This window comes from Candidatus Eremiobacteraceae bacterium (assembly GCA_036511855.1).
In the GTDB taxonomy this organism is placed as follows: domain Bacteria; phylum Vulcanimicrobiota; class Vulcanimicrobiia; order Eremiobacterales; family Eremiobacteraceae; genus JABCYQ01.
Genome location: DATCBN010000018.1, coordinates 1 through 17,391 on the forward strand (window position 1 = coordinate 1; position 17,391 = coordinate 17,391).

Consider the following 17,391-nt stretch of genomic DNA (forward strand, 5'->3'; position numbering starts at 1 on the left):
CTCCGCGGAGCGTCCGCCCATCAACACGGCGATCGTGGAATTACTCACGGCAATTCACAGCACGTGGACTTCCAACTCGAGCGACACCGCCTGCTGCTCGAAAACTTTTTGTTGTACTTCTTCGATGAGGGCAAGCACGTCGGCACACGTCGCGCCGCCCGCGTTGACGATGAAATTGGCGTGCTTTTGCGAGACCTGTGCGCCCCCGTGCCGCATTCCTTTGCAACCCGACGCTTCGATGAGCCGCGCCGCGTGGTCGCCCGGCGGATTGCGGAAGATGCTGCCCGAGTTCGGCATTTCGATGGGCTGCGTGGCGCGCCGCTTGTCGATGCGCCTGCGCAGTTCTTCTTTGATCGCGCGCGCGTCGCCCGCGGTCAGCACAAGTTCCGCCGCGCAGACCACTGCACGCCGGTCGAGCGTGGAGCGGCGGTACGCGAACTCAGGACGCGTGAACGTTTGCACTTTCTCTCCTGCGACCACCACCTCGACGCGATCCACCAAATCGCCGATCTCGACATCGGTGCCCGCGTTCATGCGCACCGCGCCGCCGACCGTCCCCGGAATGCCGACCAGCGCTTCTGCGCCGGCAAGCCCTGCGTTCGCGGCATCGCGGCACAAAGAGACGACGGGAGCGGCACCGCCGGCGCGCACGCGTTCGCCCTCGATCGAGATCTTGGCGAATTCGCCGGCCAATCGCAGCACCAGCCCGGGATAGCCGTCGTCGGGCACGAGCAGATTGCTGCCGAGTCCGATCATGGTCCACGCGATCTGCTCGCTCTCGCAAAAACTCAGCGCGGCGACGAGCCGCCCGACTTGTTTGACTTCCGCATATGCCGACGCGTTGCCGCCCACACGCATGGACGTGCGCTGCGCGAGCGGGTATTCAAATGCGATGTCGCCGTCGAGCAGCGCCGAAAGCGCGCCACACTGATCCTTGTCGGGCGCGCGGCCGGGTACCGACGCCGGGGCGGTCATCGCGGCGAGGCGACGCCCGCGTCGGACGCGGACAGCCCCGCCGCCAATTCATGCGCGACGCCGCCAATGTCGCCCGCGCCGAGCGTGAGGACGAGATCGCCGTTGCGCACCGAGCGCTGCAAGTATGCAAGGACGTCGGCGCACTTCGGCAAGTGCATGACCGGCTTCTCGCCATCGATCTCGCGGATGCATTCCACGATGGTCTCGGAACGCACGCCCGGCAGCGGGACCTCGCCCGCGGCGTAGATGTCGCTCACCAGGATGAGGTCGGCCGCGGACAGCGCGCGCGCGAAGTCGCGGATGAGATAGGCGGTGCGGCTATAGCGGTGCGGTTGGAACGCCACCACGATGCGCCCGGGCCAATACGCGCGCGCCGCCGCGATGGTCTCTTGCACGGCGGTGGGGTGGTGCGCGTAGTCGTCGACGATGCGGACGTCGGGACTTTCGTAGAGCACTTGAAAGCGGCGCGCCACGCCGCGAAAGCGGCCGAGCGCGTACGCGATGCGCTCGAAGGGCACGTCGAATTCTAAGCCGGCGGCTACCGCGCACAAACCATTGAAAACATTGATCTTTCCGGGCACGCGCATGCTGATCTCGCCAAGGGCAACACCATCGCGTTCAACGGTGAAGCGCGATCCGAAGTCGGCAAGTTCGACTTGCACCGCGCGGACGTCGGCGGCGACATCGAATCCGACGGTGACGATTCGCGGATCGCCGTAGAGTTGTGGCGCTACGCGGAACCGGCGCAGCACTTCTTGCACGGCCGTGCAATCGGCCGACGCGATGATGCTGCCGCTCGCCGGCACGCGCCGCGCGAACGCGAGAAACGTTTCGATGAGGTGATCGAGATCGCGATAGTAGCCGAGATGATCGTTCTCGATGTTCGTGATGATGGCGCACGACGGTGTGAGACGCAAGAACGATGCGTCGCTCTCGTCGGCTTCCGCAACCACAACATCGCCCGCGCCGAGCCGCGCGTTGGCGCCGAGATCGTTGACCTCGCCGCCGATGAGCACCGTGGGCGCAAAGCCGCCGGCGTCGAGCACCGCGGCGACCATGGATGTGGTGGTGGTCTTGCCGTGCGTGCCCGAAACGGCCACGCCTTTTTTGTCGGCCATTATCTCGGCGAGCATCTCGGCGCGCTGCATCACCGGAATGCCCGCGCGCTGCGCGGCGACGACTTCGGGATTGTCGGGCGGAATGGCGGACGAGATGACGACCGCGTCGGCGCCTTTTATGTTGTCCGACGCATGACCGAGCGCGACGCGCGCACCCAAAGCGTTTAATTTATCGAGCGTGGAGTTTGTGCGCAGATCGGAGCCGGAAACTGAAACACCCATCGCGAGGAGAACGCGGGCGACGGCGCTCATGCCGACGCCGCCAATACCCACGAAATGCACGTGTTTTCGGTGTTTCATCCCGTGCTTTCTCTTTGTTTCAGCGCTTGCCGATGCCTCCCATGAGGATGCGCTCGACCATGAGATGCAACGCGCGTGGTTGCGACAAACCTCGCGCTGCGGCAGACATCGCCGCGCGTTTGTCGTCGCCCATGATGTCGAGCAGCGCCCAGTACAGCGTGTCGGCATCGAGCACGGCATCGTCGATGACGATCGCCGCGCCGCGCGCCACGAAGACGTCGGCGTTCTTGCGCTGATGATCTTCGGCCGCGTGCGGATACGGCACGAGCAGCGCGGGCAGCCCGCTGACGGCGAACTCGGCCAACGATGAGGCGCCCGCGCGCGAAACCACCACGTCGGACGCCGCGTGCGCCACCGCCATATCGTCCAAATACGCCATCGCGAGGTAGCGGTTGTCGTTGTGCTCGGCTTTGCGCTCGGCCGCCATCCATTCGTAGTCGCGCTTGCCGGTGATATGTAGCACCTGCCACTCGGGCGGTAGCCGCCGGCGCGCCACCATCGCGCTCACGGCCACGTTGATCTTGCGCGCGCCTTGGCTGCCCCCGAACACCAGCACGGTCGAGCGGTTGGGATCCAAGCCCAATCGTCGGCGCGCGTCTGCTTTGGGAAGCGGATTGTAGAACTCGGGCCGCACCGGGATGCCGGTCTTCACGAATTTGCCCGGAAAATAGGCGGCAGTATCGGCGTAGGCGCCCCACACTTCGTCGGCGGCGCGGCTCAAAGTGCGGTTCGCCACGCCCGGCAGCGCGTTCGGCTCGATCAAGGCGATCTTCAAACCCGGCAGCCGGCGCGCCAAGCGCAGCATCGCGGCTGCGGTCACCACCGGCACGCTCGCGTAGCCGCCGCTCGCGATGATCACATCCGGACGGAAGCGCGCGACGATCGGCAACGCCTGCGCAACGCCGACCGCATTGCCGCCGAGACCCGCGGCGGCGGCTAACGGTGACGTGCGCGAAAGCGGGCGGCTCGTGACCGTCGCGGTGGGAATGTGGATATCGGCGAGGACGCCGGCGTCGAGCGCGCTGTCGCTTGAGACGAAGAGCAGCGCGGGCGCAGCGTCGTGCAGATCGAGCGCAAGTTCGATCTGCGGCACGGTCTCGCCGGGTTTGCAGAGACCTGGGTCAGCGGGCGCGCCGGAGAGCGCTCTGGCGAGTGACAACACGGGGTACAGATGACCGCCGGTGCCCCCGCCGGCGAGCAAAATACGCATCTTCTGCCTCCCGCGATCGGGTGTCGGCGGCCAGAGCCGCTCGCGATCGACCGCGCGAGATGCCGGCGAGCACGCCGACGCCGAACATGCTGATGACGAGCGACGTGCCGCCGTACGAGATGAACGGGAGCGGCACTCCGGTGACGGGCCACTCCGATGTGACGACGCCGATGTTCACGAGTGCCTGCACCACGATCGACGCCGTGAGCCCCACCGCGAGGTAGTAGCCGAAACGGTCGTCGGCCTCCATGGCGATCCGCACGCCGCGGTATGCAAGCGCGAGGAAGAGGGCGAGCACGACGGCCGCCCCGATGAACCCAAGCTCCTCGCCGATGATGGCGTAGATGAAGTCGGTGTATTGTTCGGGCAAGTATCCGAATTTTTGGCGGCTCTCGCCAAGGCCGAGGCCGAACCAGCCGCCCGAGCCGAGTGCGTACAGCGACTGGATGATGTGGTAACCCGTGCCCTGCGGATCGTTCCACGGATGCAAGAACGAAGTAAAGCGATCTCGCCGGTAAGCACTTGAGTAGACGAAGAGCAGCAGCGTGGGCACAGCCACGACCGCGCCGATGATGAGGTGCTGCCATCGTGCGCCCGCCACGAACAGCATGACCCCGGCGGTGATGACGAACAGCGAGGCCGTGCCGAAGTCGGGCTCGCGCATCACGAGCACGAAGCAGACGCCCACGCAGAGCAACGCGGGGAAGCCCGCGCGCGCAAACGAGAGCGCGCCGTCCTCGCGATCGGCGAAGATGCGGGCAAGCATGATGACCACCGCCAGCTTCGCGAACTCGGACGGTTCGAATGAAAACGACTTGAACTCAAACCAGCGCTGCGCGCCGCCTTCCATAGATCCGAAGTGGGGAACCAGCACGAGCCCGAGCAGCGCGACCGCCAAGCCGAATAGCCACGGCGCCGCACCCCGCAGGCGGCAGTAGTCCACGCGCAGGCCGAACCACAGCGCGCCGCTGCCCAACGCGATCCACAGCAATTCGCGTTTGAGAAAGTACTCGGCGTCGTGGAATTGCGTGACGCCATCCACCGACGAGGCCGAAAAGACCATCACCGCGCCGATCGCCACCAGCGCGCCCACGGCGAGGAGAAGAAAGACGTCGGCCGGTTTTTGCTTCTTCATCGCGCGCCGATGCCGTCGGCTCGCGCGCGGACGGCGGCGCTGAAGATCTCGCCGCGCTGCTCGGCGTTATCGAACATGTCGAACGATGCACAGCCGGGTGAAAGCAGTACGACGTCGCCGGGCTTTGCAAGACCGTACGCGGCCTCGACCGCTTCGTCCATCGTCTTCGCATAGCAGACGAGAGGGCCGTTCAAGCTCCGGCCGATCATCTGCGCTGCCTCGCCGATAAGCACCGCCGCTTTGACGCGCTTCGAAATAGCGCGGCACATCTCGCCGAACTCGGTGTTCTTGGGTTTGCCGCCGCTGATCAGCACGATCGGCGCGTCGAATGCCTCGAGCGCCTTGACGACGGCGTCGGGATTTGTGGCCTTGCTGTCGTCGATCCACGTCACGCCGTTCGTGACGGTGACCTGTTGGAGCCGGTGCGGCAGCGGCAAGAACGATCGTAGGCCATCTCTGACGGCCTTCAGACTTGCGCCCACTGCGAGCGCCGCGAGCGATGCGGCCAAGGCGTTTTCGATGTTGTGCCGGCCGCGAAGCCGCAAGTCTGCGGCCGCGAGGAGCGCGCATTCTGTGCGCCTGCCGTCGCCGCGCCATCTTAGTTCGCCGTCGCGCAGGTACGCGTCGGCATCCTCTTGATCGGAAAGCGAAAACCAACGGGCTTTGCACGGTATCTTGCGGCGGCCGCCGCGCAAGGATGCGCCGATCTCGTCGTCGGCGTTGCCGACAAACGTGTCGCCTTCGCCTTGATTGGCAAAGATCCGGTATTTCGCTTCGCCGTATTCTTCCATCGACGGATAGCGGTCGAGATGATCGGGTGATAGGTTGAGCAGCACGCTCACGCGCGGCCGGAATTCGCGAATGGATTCGAGCTGGAAGCTGGAGACTTCGGCGACCACCCAATCGTCCGGACCCGCCGCGACCGTTTTCGTGATGAGCGGATCGCCGATGTTGCCGCCCACGTGCACCTTGCGGCCGTCTGCGCGGAGCAGGTGGCCGATGAGCGCGGTTGTGGTGGACTTGCCTTTGCTGCCGGTGACCGCAACGATCGGCGCATCGCACAGCCGGTAAGCCACTTCGATCTCGGAATATACCGGCACGCCGGTGCGCGAAATGGCGAGCACGGCCGGATTGTTGAGCGGCACGCCCGGTGAAAGAACGGCGCCGGTAGCAGCGCCGACGGCTTGGGAGAGTTCGCCTGAGGCGAGAAGCGGCACGCCGAGATTTGCAAGTAGCGCCCGCTCTTTGGCCAGCTTCTCGAACGGCTTGTCGTCGAAGGCGACGACGGAGACGCCGCGGGCGCGCAGCACCTCGGCCGTGGCCAAACCGCTGCGCCCGACACCGATCACGATGACGGAATCTTTGGCGTCGAACATCTTCGAACGCTTGTTCGCCATCAAGTGCCCGGCATCCTCACATTGGAGTAATAGACGATAGCGCAGAACACGACAGCGGCAAATAACGACACCAATGCAAACGTTCTGGTGACGCGCTGCTCGCTCCAACCTGAGAGTTCGAAGTGATGGTGCAGCGGACTCATCTTGAAGATGCGCTTACCCGTGAGTTTGAAACTGATGACCTGCGCGATCACTGAGAGCGCTTCGACGACGAATACGATTCCAAGAAGGGGTAAGAAGAGCAACAAGTGCTCTTTGATTGCGAGGAACGCGAGCAGCGCGCCAAGTGTGAGCGAGCCGGTGTCGCCCATGAACACCTTGGCCGGGTACCGATTATAGAACAGAAACACGACGACCGCAGTCGCGACGGCGATGCCGATCCCGCCGCCGTCCAGGAACGAAAGGACAACGAGCGGCGGAAGCGCGACCGAGCCCGCCAGTCCATCGACCCCATCAGTCAGATTCACTGCGTTGGCGCAGCCCACTACGGCGGCGATCGCCAAAATGTAGTACCACGAAATCGGCAGATAGAGCAGCCGGCCGAACCACCATTGATCGTTGCCTGTGGTCAAACTGTACGCGCAGTCAGTTGCTGTACCATCCAGGAATCCGTGCGCCGCAACGGCCGCGACTATGATCAGAAGTAGCATCTTTGAACGCGCACGCAGACCGAGCGAAGTGCGACGCTTGATGCTGAGGTAGTCATCAACGAACCCAATCGCCGCTACCGACGCGACCAGACCAACCATTAATAAGAGGCGCGAGTCGTAGTGATACTCGGCGGTGAGATACGCGGCCGCTACCACCGCAGCGATAGGAAACGCAATGCCCCCCATCGTCGGCGTTCCTTGCTTTGCGAGATGAGCAGCCGGACCGGATTCGTAGACCTGCTGACCGACGGACGTGCTACGCTGCACCCTAATCAAAGTTGAGATCACTTCGCGCGCAACAACCCAGCCGATAAGCACAATCGTGAAGAGCGTGACCCACTCGGACATGGATGTCCTAAAAAGATTGAAGCCATAAAAGAGAACGTAGTGGGAAGCGACGTAGTCGCCGTTACACATCAGCCGCCTCCCGCCAGAGGGCTCTTCGCCGGCGAACCCGGCGCGGGGCGGTACTTCAAGATCACGACCGGCGTCTGCTGATCGCTGTTGCCGTGCGGATTGCCGCGCAGACACTCGGCGACCGCGGCGAGCACCAGGCCTGCACTCGCGCCGAGGATCTCGACTTTTTGCAGATCGTTGACGTCCACCACCACCGCGTGCGCGCCGCATGCCTGCGCGATCGCGGTCGCGGCCTCGTCCGGTTTCTCCGGACCGAAGACGATGTGGCGTTCGTACGGCGGCATGGTGCCCGTGTAGCCGTCGATTTCGGCCACGTCCGCGCCCAGTATTCTATAGAAGTCTCCGCGTCTGCCGACCATGCGTCCGGCGGCGGCGGCGGCGGAAGCGTACAGCACCTTCAGTGCGCCGACGTTGTCGATCACGAGTTGCATCGACTCGGGCTGGTTCACCGTGGCATAGATGCCGGCGTGTTGCGCGAGAAGCCGGGCGAGAAACGTCGGGCGCACGAATTCTGCGGCGATCGAGCGGCCCTGCGCGATCGCGACCGACGTCTCGGCGACGCAGATCACATCGTTGGATGCGGCGATGCCATGCACGCAGCCGGCCACCATCGCAGGCAGATCGTCGCCCGATTGCACGAGCGGCGTGCGCACCGGAATCGCCAGCAGACGCGGCGGAAGGCCGGGCGCCGCCACTTCAAATGTGCGCGAGTTCACGACGCGCGCTTTCCGGAGACGAGCAGCGCGTTGAGGATCTCCTCCATGCGCTGCACGCGCGAACCTTTTAGCAGCACCAAGTCGCCGGCTTGCAACGACTCGTTCAGATCGTGGGCGACCTGCGCGTTGGACTCGAAACGCTCCACCGCTCCGGCCGCCATGCCGGCCCGGCGCGCTCCTTCCATCAATTGCTCGGCGAACGGGCCGCCGCAATAGAGTCTGTTCAGCGCGACGCGGGCCGCCGCCGCGCCGGTGGCTTCGTGCATCGCCGGCGCGTCGGGGCCGAGCTCGGCCATGCTCCCGAGAACCGCGACGCGCTTGCGCGCCGGCAATTCGGCGAATGCGCGCAAAGCGTATGCCATGGACGTGGGGCTTGCGTTGTAGGCGTCGTACACGCAGGTGGCGCCCGACGGCAGCGGGTGCAATTCAAATCGGCCCTCGGGCAGATGGAGATCGCCCAGCCCGGCGAGCACGTCTTCAAATCCCATCCCGCACAAGACGGAAGCTCCCACCGCGAGCAGCGCGTCGCGCAAGTGATGTTCGCCCGCCAGGTGCCAATGGGCCATCGCGTGCGACGCGCCGAGCGTCACCGGCACGCGGCCGTCTTTGGGCAAGCCCGCTTCGATGGTGAGCCCCGGCGCCTGCGGATCGCCGCACAGACGCACCCACAAGACGGCGCGATCGATGCCCGCGCCGGCTGCGAGCGTGCGCGTCCATTCGTCCGCGGCGTTGCACACCGGGCGCGCGCCGTGGCTGAACAGCGCGAATTTCGTTCGCGCGAGGTCCGCGCGATCTTCGAAGTATTCGAGGTGCGCTTCGCCGATGTTGGTCAACACGCCGACATCGGGCAACGCGATTTCCACCAACCGGGCGATCTCGCCCGGATGGCGCGCTCCCATCTCGACGACCGCGACATCGGATGTGTCGTCCATGAGGTAGCAGATCTTGGCGACGCCGAGTTCGTTGTTCTCATTTTGCGGCGTGACGAGCACGCGCATGGCGCGCCCGAGCAACTGCGCCGTCATCGATTTGGTCGTGGTCTTGCCGTTGCTGCCCGTGATGCCGACGACTCGCGTTTGCGCCGCTCGGCGCGCGGCGGCCGCGCCAGCCTGGTACGCTTCTTTCGCGTCGGCGACGATCATGTACGGCACCGGGCACGGATCCGGCAGCGCCGCTTCGCTGTCGAGCACGAGGGCGCTACATCCGCGCGCAAGCGCCGCAAGGGCGAACGCGTTGCCGTCGAACGACGGCCCGCGCAGAGCGACGAACGCCTCGCCGGATTTCAGAGTGCGCGTGTCGGTGCCCGGAGAAAATCGCGCGCCCGCATCCACTGCCGTGCCGCGCCATTGCGCGCCGCAAGCTTTCGCGAATGCTGCAAACGTCACTCCGCTCATTTGTCGTGCTTCTCGATCGCGGCGCGCGCGACGACCGCATCGGAGAACGGCAGCGATTCTTCGCCGATCAGTTGATAGGCCTCGTGGCCCTTGCCGGCGATGATCACCACGTCGCCATCTTCGGCGGACCGCACGGCGAGGTCGATGGCGGCAGCTCTGTCCGGCACGACTTCGTACGCCGCGCCGGCGCCGTTGCGCATGCCCGCAAGAATGCCGTCGATGATAATTTGCGGGTCTTCGCGCCTGGGGTTGTCGTTGGTCACGATCACGTAGTCGCTGAGTTCGCGCGCCGCGCGGCCCATCAACGGGCGCTTGAGCGCATCGCGATCGCCTCCGCAGCCGAAGACGCAGATCACGCGGCCGGGAGTGAGAGCGCGCGCCGCTCCGAGGACGTTTCGGAGGCCGTCGGGTGTGTGCGCGTAATCGACGTACACGCCGATGCTGCGGGCTTCGACCGGCGTCATGCGGCCCGGCACTTCGCCGACGCTTGCCAATCCTTCTTCGATCGCCTCCACGTCCACGTCGAGCGCGCATGCCGCGGCGATCGCCGCCATCGCATTGCAGACGTTGAACGGGCCGGGCAACCGGATGTGAAACGGCGCCGGCCGCAATGCGCGCACTAAGAACGTGGCGCCGTCGCGGTCCAAGCTGACGTCGGTCGCTTGCAAGACGGCGTCTTCGGAAGCAACGGCGTACGTCATCGTGCGGCCGGCGGTGATCGCCAAGCGCCGTCCTTCGGCGTCGTCGAGATTGAGCACGCGCACGCCGGGTGATTTGCGGCCGCCGCGCGTCACCGCTTCGAACAGGCGCGACTTGGCCGCGCGATAATCGTCGAAGGTCTTGTGAAAATCGAGATGATCTTGGGTGATGTTCGTGAGCACGGCGATGTCGAAATCGACGTCGTCGACGCGATGCAGCGAGAGCGCGTGACTCGAGACCTCAAGAACGGCGCCGCGCGCGCCGGCATCGCGCATCTGCGCGAGCAAGCTTTGCAGTTCGTGCGCGAACGGCGTCGTGTTCGCGAGCTTGGATTCAAACGCGCCGGCGAAGCGCGCGCCGAGCGTGCCGATGATGCCGAACGGCGTGTCGGCGGCGTCCATGATCGCTTCGACGAAATGCGCGACGGTCGTTTTGCCGTTGGTCCCCGTGATGCCCACCATCGTGAGCGCGTCCGATGGGTGGCCGAAAAATTCCGCGGACACGGGCGAAAGCGCGGATAGCGTGTCGGCGACAACGGCCAGCGGCGTCTGCGATGGAAGTTCTACCGGATGCTCCGCGAGCACGGCTGCGGCGCCGGCTTTAACTGCTTGCGCCGCGCGGCGATGGCCGTCATCGCGAGCGCCGGTCAAACAGACGAAGAGCGCGCCGGGCTCGACGCGTCGCGAGTCGACCGCGATGGATGTGATGGAAACGTCGGGGTTGCCGCCGATGAGCGCGCCGCCGACGCCGGCAAGCAATTGCCGCAACGGCACCGGCATCACCGATGCCATTAATTGTGCCTTTCGTCGTTCCCTGGCAACAACGCCGACCCGGTCCGCAACGTCTGCACGACGCTTGGATCGGCGATCTGCGCGCCGCCGCCGCGTTGCAACACACCCTCGCGCCAAAACACGCGCGAGGCGAGTTTTTGAAATGCGGGCAGCGCGACGATGCTTCCATAGTACTGGCCTTGCGGGTGATCGAACTTGACGAAGATGACGTATTGCGGCTTGTCCGCCGGAATGATGCCGGCAAACGATGCGGTGTACGCGCCCATGACGTATTGGCCGCCGATCACCATCTGCGCGGTGCCCGTTTTTCCCGCCAGCGCGTAGCCGGGTATTTGCGCCGCTTTTCCCGTGCCGCGTTTGACGACGTCTCGCAAGATCGTGAGCAGGGCAGCCGACGTCTCCGGTTTGATGACGCGGCGGATGATCTCCGGCCCGAACGACTTCACGATCTTGCCATCGGGCCCGACGATCTCGCGCACGATTCTCGGCCGCATGAGCAGACCGCCGTTCGCGACCGCGCAATACGCATCGGCCAACTGCAGCGCGGTGACCGAAACGCCCTGGCCAAATCCAATAGTCGCGAGCCGCGAGCCGTACCAGACGTCGGGCGTTCCAACGATGCCGCCGCTCTCACCCGGCAAGTCGACGCCGGTCGGTTCGTCGAGACCGAACCGTTTGATGTAGTCGTACATCGTCTGCTCGCCCGTGCGCATCGCGATTTCGGCTGCGCCCACGTTGTGCGAGTACGTGACGATGTCGTCGACCGTTTCGTTGGCGTGGCCCGAGGCCATCATACCATCGTCGGCGTTGTGGATGATGCGGTTGCCCACCTCGATCTGATCGAGCGCGGGAAACGTGTCGTCGGTCGTGACCTTGCCGCTGTCGAGGGCGGCGGCAGCGGTGATGATCTTGAATGTGGAGCCAGGCTCGAACGGATCGGTGATCGCGCGGTCGCGCCACGACGATTCTGGCGATCGCGCGAATTGCGTCGGATCGAAATTCGGATAATTGGCGAGCGCGAGAATCTCGCCGGTCTGCGCGCGCATGATGACCACCGACGCATCGGCGGCGTGATACTCCTGAGCCGTTTCGCGCAAGATCTCTTCGGCTTCGTATTCGAGCATGCGGTCCACGGTGAGGACGACCGTGTCGCCGACGACGGGCGGCTGGATCACTCGCCGCCCGAACGGGATCGGGCGGCCTTCATTGTCGGTGGCCTCCCTGGCTTTTCCGGGCTGGCCCTTGAGGACGTCGTTGAACCCGTATTCCACGCCCGCAAGACCTTGATTGTCGATGCCGGTGAATCCGATAAGCGTGCTGCCGACGCGTCCTTGCGGCACGACGCGCAAACCAACCGGCTCGTCGACGATAGCGATGCCCCGAAGGCCCAGGCCTGCGATTTGTTCCGCTTTATCCCGCGGCACGTTGCGCGCGAGATAGGCAAACGATGACTTCCCGGTCATCGTCGTTTGCAAAGACTTTTCGCTGAGGCCGAGGATTGGCGAGAGTTTTGCGGCATCACCCGCCGCATCGTTCAGATCGTCCGGTTGAGCATAGACCGCGGACGCCGGGAGGCTCGTGGCGAACGGCACTCCAAACCGGTCGACGATATCGCCGCGTTTGCCGCTGAGGTCGAACGTCGCTTCTTGTTCTTGGCCGGCGCCTGCTGCGAGCGCCGCGCCATCGCGGACTTGCACTTTGTAGAGACGGACGCCGAGCAGCGTCACGACCGCGAAGAGCGCAACGAAAAGCAAAGTTGCGCGAAGGCGCAGCTTTTGGCGCTCTTTGTCTTTCACCGCACGTGCAACAGCCTGGCGACGAACGCCAACGCCGTGTTCTCCGCTTGCGGCTTCAGGCCGCCGGGCAACGCGATGACGGAGACCTGTTTGGGGTAGGTCATGTGGAGCTTGACCGCCGCTGCTTCAAGGCTGCTCAAACTTTCGAGTTGACCGACTTGTGCCCGCAAGACGCTATTGTTCTGCATGAGCTGTTGTTCGGTTGTTTTGTCGTCGGCGAGACGATAGGTCTGGGCGGTCAGTTGCGCCGTCAGTCCGACGTACGCGATCAAAAGCGCCAGCGGTACGCCGATCATGATCGACCGGCGGACGACGACCGGCAAAGCGCGATAGGCTGCGCGGGCCCGGCCTCTTCCCGTTGGACGGCGCGCCGGCACCGCCGGACGCGACTCGACCTCGGATCTAAATGCTCGTGCCGACTGGGCCATGATCTTCTAAGCCTCCTGCTCGTTTTCTGCGATCCGGATCGCGCGCAGCTTTGCACTGCGAGCACGCGGATTCGCCGCCACTTCATCCTCGCTGGGCGTGAGCGGTTTGCGGGTGAGCGCGTCGCCCCGGCCCGCGGCCGTCCAATCGCGAAACGCTCGTTTGACCACTCGGTCTTCACCGGAATGAAAGCTGATCGCCACGACACGGCCGCCCGATCGTACGCGTTGTAGCGCCGTTTCTAAACTGCGCTCGAGATTGCGCGTCTCGTCGTTGACCGCCATGCGCAGCGCTTGAAACGTGCGCGTGGCAGGATGGATACCGCGGCGCGCGCGAGGCATGCCTTTGGGCTGCGCGCTCAAGACCGCCGCCACCAAATCCGAGGTCGTCTGCAACGGCGCCCGTTCGCGGCGCCAGGTGATTTGGCGTGCGATGCGCCGCGCAAACCGTTCGTCGCCGTAGTTCTCGATGATGTCGGCCAACTCGCGCTCGGGCTTCGTCGCTAGTAGTTGTGCGGCCGTCGGGCCATTGGACGTCGGATCCAAGCGCATGTCGAGCGGCTCGACGCCGGCAAACGAAAAGCCGCGGGCCGTGTCCGCGAGTTGAAGCGACGAGAGTCCGAGGTCGTACATGATTCCGTCCACGTCGTGCACGCCGCACTCGTCGAGCGCCTCGCCGAGCCGGCCGTAGTTTGCGTGCACGGCATCCAATCGCCCCGGATACCGGCCCGCCAGATCCTTTGCCCGCGCCACCGCCGCGGGATCGGCGTCGAGCGCGATCACGCGGCTGCCGCGCGAGCGCAGCAATATCGCTTCGGTGTGTCCGCCCGCGCCGAATGTCGCGTCGACGAACACCGCCTGCCGGTCTTCACCGGCCGGCAAGAGCAGCGCCATGCTCTCCTCGAGCATGACGGATGCATGTTCAGTAGAGGCCAAGCTCCGTCATCAATTCCGCCATGCCGTCCGGCGGCTTGCTGCCCGCCTTCCAGCCCTCTGCCGGCCAGAGTTCGATGCGGGTCAACGCACCGACCAGCACGACGTCGCGGTCGACTTTGGCGTAGTCGCGAAGCGCCGCAGGTACGACCAGGCGGCCCTGCGCATCCAACGTCACCTCTTCGGTGTTGGCGAAGAGGTGGCGCACGAAGCTGCGGTATCGGCTATCCTTGCGAGAAGCGGCCTCGAGCTTCGCGCAGAATTCCGACCACGTCGCGTCTGGGTACATGGCAAGACACAGGTCAGGCGGGGCGATCGTGAGGACGAAATGGTCGTCGAGCCTGGCGCGGAAGCGTGCGGGAATGGTCAAGCGACCCTTGTCGTCGAGGGTGTGCTCGAACCGTCCCGTAAACTTCGGGAGTCCGCTCATGAAAACGCCACCAAGCCCCACATCGAGCCATTTTGCTCCACTATACTCCATTTATCGGCTTAATGTAAAGATTAACGTACCGATGCGTCCACTGGCCCATGTAGGAGGGCGAGCATCGCTCGCCCCGGCTTATGAATAGCAACCCCTTCGAAGACCTATCGCTGGACCGGCTTCGCCTGCGCACAAGCAAGAAATGGGCGTTTTACCCGCCGGACATCTTGCCGGCGTTTGTCGCCGAGACCGACTTCCCACTAGCCCCGGCGGTCCGCGCAGCGCTTGATTCGGCGCTCGATTCGGGGGATTGCGGATACGCCGAGCCTCGTGGCTTTGGTGCCGTCTTTGCCGCGTTCGCGAACGCCCGCTTCGGTTGGCCGGTTGATGCGGATCGCGTGTTCGTCGTTCCCGACGTCATGGCCGGAGTTATCGAGAGCATCCGAGCTTTTTCACCGCCCGCTAGCGCGGTAGTGATCAACCCGCCTGTCTACCCGCCGTTTTTTGAAACGCTCGCACACGATCGCCGTCCGATCGTTGAGGTCCCATTGCTGCAGGACGCCCAGTCGGGCCGGTGGTCGCTCGATTTCTCGGGATTAGAAAAAGCATTCGCCGAAGGCGTAGGCGCCTATCTGCTATGCAGCCCGCACAATCCGGTTGGTCGTGTTTGGCCAGAAGCCGATCTCCGGCGCTTGGCTGCGCTCGCCGAGCGATATCATGTGCTCGTGGTGGTGGATGAGATCCATGCTCCGCTCACGATGCCCGGAGCGACGTTCGTGCCGTATTTGACGGTGAGCGGATATAGGCAGAACGCTGTTGCAGTGACGTCAACGTCGAAAGCGTGGAATATCCCCGGGTTGAAATGCGCACTCGTGGTTGCCGGTTCCGAGCCGACAGCCGATCGTCTGCGCGCGCATCTCACCGCGCTGGAAACCGAGATCATAGATCGCACCGGCCAATTGGGCATCGTCGCATCGCTCGCTGCATTTCGAGACGGACCAGAGTGGCTCGACGCTCTGGTCAAGCATCTCGATAGCAACCGTCAGTTGCTCGCGGAGTTGCTAAGCAAACAAATTCCAGGCGCGCGGTACTTGGCGCCAGAGGCGACCTACTTGGCGTGGATCGATTGCAGCACGCTTGGGATCGGCACCGACCCGGCTGCGTATTTTTTGGAGCGCGGCCGCGTCGCGTTGGCCCGAGGACTTGATTTCGGTAAACAATGCTCGTCGTTTGCCCGGCTGAATTTTGGAACGTCGTCGGCGATACTGACCGAGATCGTGGAGCGCATGGCGCGGTCTTTGTAGGATTGGATTCGTTGTAGGAAGGTGAGCATCGCTCACCCAAAAACAATTTTAGGGCAAGCGATGCTTGCCCTAGTACATTGTCCTCAAATTCAGAGTTTTGCCAGGATCGCTGCGAGCAGCTTCTTGCTTGCGACTTGATCGATGACTGCGGTGCCGCCGGACGTCTTCGTGACCGTCGCCAAGACCAATACGTTGTTCTTCATTTGCGTGGTCGCTTTTCGTTGGGCATAGAACTTCGCTGTTTGTGCAAGTTCCGCGGCCGGAGCCCACATCAATGTGAAACTTGAACCATCCTTAAACGTTTTCGGAAGGGCGTACGTGCAGGTCGATAATGTCGCATCACCCCGCACGGTCGGTGCCGGCGTTCCCGCAATCATCGAGACGACCGGCTCCGCGAGAACGGCGCGAATTTCGGCCAACGAAAAGAGGCCGCATGCGGCACGCGGCGCCGCATTTGCAGCTGCCGGCGCCAAGCACGCCAGAGCGGCTGCGGCAATCGCGGCGACAAGAACGTGTGAGGTTTTCATTTTGAGGTACCTTTCAAAGATGATTGTGTATCGGTCTGGCCGACCAGACGCATGGGCAAGCGATGCTTGCCCTCCTACATTTTCCACGGGGCAAGCGATGCTTGCCCTAGTACAAGCTTGCCCTCCTACGGGTCGGTCGAGGTTAGAGTTTTGCGATGGCGGCGGCGAGCAATTTCTTGCTCGCGGGCGTATCGTATTCCATACTGTGATGGGACGTATCGGTCACGGAAGCCAAGACAAGAGCGCCTCCCTTGATCTGCGGAAGCTCCTTGTTCCGTTGCACGTAGAACTTATACATCTTGGCCAAGGTCGCGCTTGGACCCCACATGAGCGACACTCGCGCGCCCATCCCAGGCTTATTTAAGGAATACGTGCACGTCGAATACGTCGAGTCGCCCTGTACCGTTGGATTGGAAGAACCTGGTTGATAGACGGTCACCGGGGCGGCGACAATCGCGCGCACGTCTGCCAGTGGTAGCACGGAGCACGCGGGGCGCGGCGCTGCGTTTGCAGGCGCCGGGATCGCGTAACCAACGATGGCGATGGCAAGTGCGCTAAGAAACAATCGAGAGATCTTCATTTTGGATAACCTTTCTTACGGTGCGCCACAACCGTGTTGGTCGTGGAGTTCTTTGATGGGTTGGCGGAGTTCGATGCCATCGAACCCTTTGATCTCCTTCGCGTTGAGTGCGCGCAGGATGAAGTTGATCGCGTCCGTCACTCTCTGCGGCAGCGAGTGCGCGATCGCGTTTATGGGATGAGTTTCTTGAACGCGCCGTTCACGGCGGCGTTCATCTTCGGATCGATGTGATCGACTTTGCCGCACGACCACGTGATCGATCCGGCGATCTTCTTAGCAGGCGTCTTCGCGTTGGGATCCATGTCGGCCAGCGTCATCGGCGTTCCCATGTCGGCGAACTCCGCGTCGCCCGTCGAGCCGTTGTCGGAGATCTGGATGTTCATCGTCGACTCGGGCTTGAGCATGACGGCCAGCGGCATCGGGTTGTCGCCTTGCGATATCATGAGCGTCACCGGACCCATCACTCCGCTTGTCATCGCTGCGTTGACTTGGCCGACATCGGTTTTGTCTTTGGGCGCGTACGAGCCGTCTTTCGCGTAGTCTTTGACGACGACCGAAAGCAGCTGGATCGCTTTGTTGCCATCCTTGGCATTCATGTGATAG

General features: G+C 63.8%; 18 protein-coding genes. 1 reads left to right on the forward strand and 17 read right to left on the reverse strand.

The window, feature by feature from the left end; genetic code table 11:
- Positions 1-54: 54 nt before the first annotated feature.
- The 13 genes from murB to mraZ are packed head-to-tail and all read right to left on the reverse strand — an operon-like array spanning position 55 to position 14,386.
- Positions 55-975 (reverse strand): UDP-N-acetylmuramate dehydrogenase, encoded by a 921-nt coding sequence (gene murB / locus VII69_03025; protein HEY5094070.1) that lies wholly within the window; start codon positions 973-975, stop codon positions 55-57.
- On the reverse strand, positions 972-2,393 hold the full coding sequence (murC, locus tag VII69_03030; GenBank protein ID HEY5094071.1) for a UDP-N-acetylmuramate--L-alanine ligase: 1,422 nt from the start codon (positions 2,391-2,393) through the stop codon (positions 972-974). The genes murB and murC overlap by 4 nt, the downstream gene beginning before the upstream one ends.
- A gap of 19 nt (positions 2,394-2,412) precedes the next feature.
- Positions 2,413-3,603, reverse strand: a complete 1,191-nt coding sequence (locus VII69_03035; protein HEY5094072.1) for a UDP-N-acetylglucosamine--N-acetylmuramyl-(pentapeptide) pyrophosphoryl-undecaprenol N-acetylglucosamine transferase — start codon at positions 3,601-3,603, stop codon at positions 2,413-2,415.
- On the reverse strand, positions 3,515-4,738 hold the full coding sequence (gene ftsW / locus VII69_03040) for a putative lipid II flippase FtsW (GenBank protein HEY5094073.1): 1,224 nt from the start codon (positions 4,736-4,738) through the stop codon (positions 3,515-3,517). Before ftsW ends, VII69_03035 begins: the two co-directional genes overlap by 89 nt.
- Positions 4,735-6,135, reverse strand: coding sequence for a UDP-N-acetylmuramoyl-L-alanine--D-glutamate ligase (gene murD, locus VII69_03045; protein ID HEY5094074.1), 1,401 nt, complete (start codon positions 6,133-6,135; stop codon positions 4,735-4,737). The genes ftsW and murD overlap by 4 nt, the downstream gene beginning before the upstream one ends.
- Positions 6,135-7,202, reverse strand: a complete 1,068-nt coding sequence (locus VII69_03050) for a phospho-N-acetylmuramoyl-pentapeptide-transferase (protein ID HEY5094075.1) — start codon at positions 7,200-7,202, stop codon at positions 6,135-6,137. The genes murD and VII69_03050 overlap by 1 nt, the downstream gene beginning before the upstream one ends.
- Positions 7,202-7,918 (reverse strand): coenzyme F420-0:L-glutamate ligase, encoded by a 717-nt coding sequence (locus VII69_03055; protein HEY5094076.1) that lies wholly within the window; start codon positions 7,916-7,918, stop codon positions 7,202-7,204. The genes VII69_03050 and VII69_03055 overlap by 1 nt, the downstream gene beginning before the upstream one ends.
- On the reverse strand, positions 7,915-9,312 hold the full coding sequence (gene murF / locus VII69_03060) for a UDP-N-acetylmuramoyl-tripeptide--D-alanyl-D-alanine ligase (protein HEY5094077.1): 1,398 nt from the start codon (positions 9,310-9,312) through the stop codon (positions 7,915-7,917). The genes VII69_03055 and murF overlap by 4 nt, the downstream gene beginning before the upstream one ends.
- On the reverse strand, positions 9,309-10,802 hold the full coding sequence (locus VII69_03065; GenBank protein HEY5094078.1) for a UDP-N-acetylmuramoyl-L-alanyl-D-glutamate--2,6-diaminopimelate ligase: 1,494 nt from the start codon (positions 10,800-10,802) through the stop codon (positions 9,309-9,311). The genes murF and VII69_03065 overlap by 4 nt, the downstream gene beginning before the upstream one ends.
- Positions 10,802-12,598 (reverse strand): penicillin-binding protein 2, encoded by a 1,797-nt coding sequence (locus tag VII69_03070; GenBank protein HEY5094079.1) that lies wholly within the window; start codon positions 12,596-12,598, stop codon positions 10,802-10,804. Before VII69_03070 ends, VII69_03065 begins: the two co-directional genes overlap by 1 nt.
- Positions 12,595-13,026, reverse strand: a complete 432-nt coding sequence (locus VII69_03075) for a hypothetical protein (protein HEY5094080.1) — start codon at positions 13,024-13,026, stop codon at positions 12,595-12,597. Before VII69_03075 ends, VII69_03070 begins: the two co-directional genes overlap by 4 nt.
- A gap of 6 nt (positions 13,027-13,032) precedes the next feature.
- Positions 13,033-13,959 carry a 16S rRNA (cytosine(1402)-N(4))-methyltransferase RsmH gene (gene rsmH, locus VII69_03080; protein HEY5094081.1) on the reverse strand — a complete coding sequence of 309 codons (927 nt, stop codon included), beginning with the start codon at positions 13,957-13,959 and terminating at the stop codon, positions 13,033-13,035.
- A complete protein-coding gene (mraZ, locus tag VII69_03085; GenBank protein HEY5094082.1) occupies positions 13,946-14,386 on the reverse strand; it encodes a division/cell wall cluster transcriptional repressor MraZ in 441 nt (146 codons plus the stop codon). The genes rsmH and mraZ overlap by 14 nt, the downstream gene beginning before the upstream one ends.
- Positions 14,387-14,517: 131 nt before the next feature.
- Here mraZ and VII69_03090 point away from each other — a divergent pair, with 131 nt between their 5' ends.
- Positions 14,518-15,681, forward strand: coding sequence for an aminotransferase class I/II-fold pyridoxal phosphate-dependent enzyme (locus VII69_03090; protein ID HEY5094083.1), 1,164 nt, complete (start codon positions 14,518-14,520; stop codon positions 15,679-15,681).
- 89 nt (positions 15,682-15,770) lie between these two features.
- Here VII69_03090 and VII69_03095 read toward each other — a convergent pair whose 3' ends face one another.
- The 4 genes from VII69_03095 to VII69_03110 form a co-directional block, all read right to left on the reverse strand.
- Entirely contained in the window at positions 15,771-16,208 is a 438-nt protein-coding gene (locus VII69_03095; protein HEY5094084.1) for a hypothetical protein, read from the reverse strand.
- Between the two features lie 142 nt (positions 16,209-16,350).
- A complete protein-coding gene (locus tag VII69_03100; protein HEY5094085.1) occupies positions 16,351-16,788 on the reverse strand; it encodes a hypothetical protein in 438 nt (145 codons plus the stop codon).
- Between the two features lie 15 nt (positions 16,789-16,803).
- Positions 16,804-16,929, reverse strand: coding sequence for a hypothetical protein (locus tag VII69_03105; protein HEY5094086.1), 126 nt, complete (start codon positions 16,927-16,929; stop codon positions 16,804-16,806).
- 29 nt (positions 16,930-16,958) lie between these two features.
- A partial coding sequence (locus VII69_03110; protein ID HEY5094087.1) for a hypothetical protein occupies positions 16,959-17,391 on the reverse strand: 433 nt, incomplete at its 5' end.

What these genes read in the sequence shown, in the direction of transcription:
- mraZ (HEY5094082.1), bottom strand. Translation starts at nt 14,386, where the DNA reads ATGAGCGGACTCCCGAAGTTTACGGGACGGTTCGAGCACACCCTCGAC.
- VII69_03075 (HEY5094080.1), bottom strand. Translation starts at nt 13,026, where the DNA reads ATGGCCCAGTCGGCACGAGCATTTAGATCCGAGGTCGAGTCGCGTCCG.
- VII69_03035 (HEY5094072.1), bottom strand. Translation starts at nt 3,603, where the DNA reads ATGCGTATTTTGCTCGCCGGCGGGGGCACCGGCGGTCATCTGTACCCC.
- VII69_03100 (HEY5094085.1), bottom strand. Translation starts at nt 16,788, where the DNA reads ATGAAGATCTCTCGATTGTTTCTTAGCGCACTTGCCATCGCCATCGTT.
- murF (HEY5094077.1), bottom strand. Translation starts at nt 9,312, where the DNA reads ATGAGCGGAGTGACGTTTGCAGCATTCGCGAAAGCTTGCGGCGCGCAA.
- ftsW (HEY5094073.1), bottom strand. Translation starts at nt 4,738, where the DNA reads ATGAAGAAGCAAAAACCGGCCGACGTCTTTCTTCTCCTCGCCGTGGGC.
- VII69_03095 (HEY5094084.1), bottom strand. Translation starts at nt 16,208, where the DNA reads ATGAAAACCTCACACGTTCTTGTCGCCGCGATTGCCGCAGCCGCTCTG.
- VII69_03090 (HEY5094083.1), top strand. Translation starts at nt 14,518, where the DNA reads ATGAATAGCAACCCCTTCGAAGACCTATCGCTGGACCGGCTTCGCCTG.
- murB (HEY5094070.1), bottom strand. Translation starts at nt 975, where the DNA reads ATGACCGCCCCGGCGTCGGTACCCGGCCGCGCGCCCGACAAGGATCAG.
- VII69_03050 (HEY5094075.1), bottom strand. Translation starts at nt 7,202, where the DNA reads ATGTGTAACGGCGACTACGTCGCTTCCCACTACGTTCTCTTTTATGGC.
- murC (HEY5094071.1), bottom strand. Translation starts at nt 2,393, where the DNA reads ATGAAACACCGAAAACACGTGCATTTCGTGGGTATTGGCGGCGTCGGC.
- VII69_03065 (HEY5094078.1), bottom strand. Translation starts at nt 10,802, where the DNA reads ATGGCATCGGTGATGCCGGTGCCGTTGCGGCAATTGCTTGCCGGCGTC.
- murD (HEY5094074.1), bottom strand. Translation starts at nt 6,135, where the DNA reads ATGGCGAACAAGCGTTCGAAGATGTTCGACGCCAAAGATTCCGTCATC.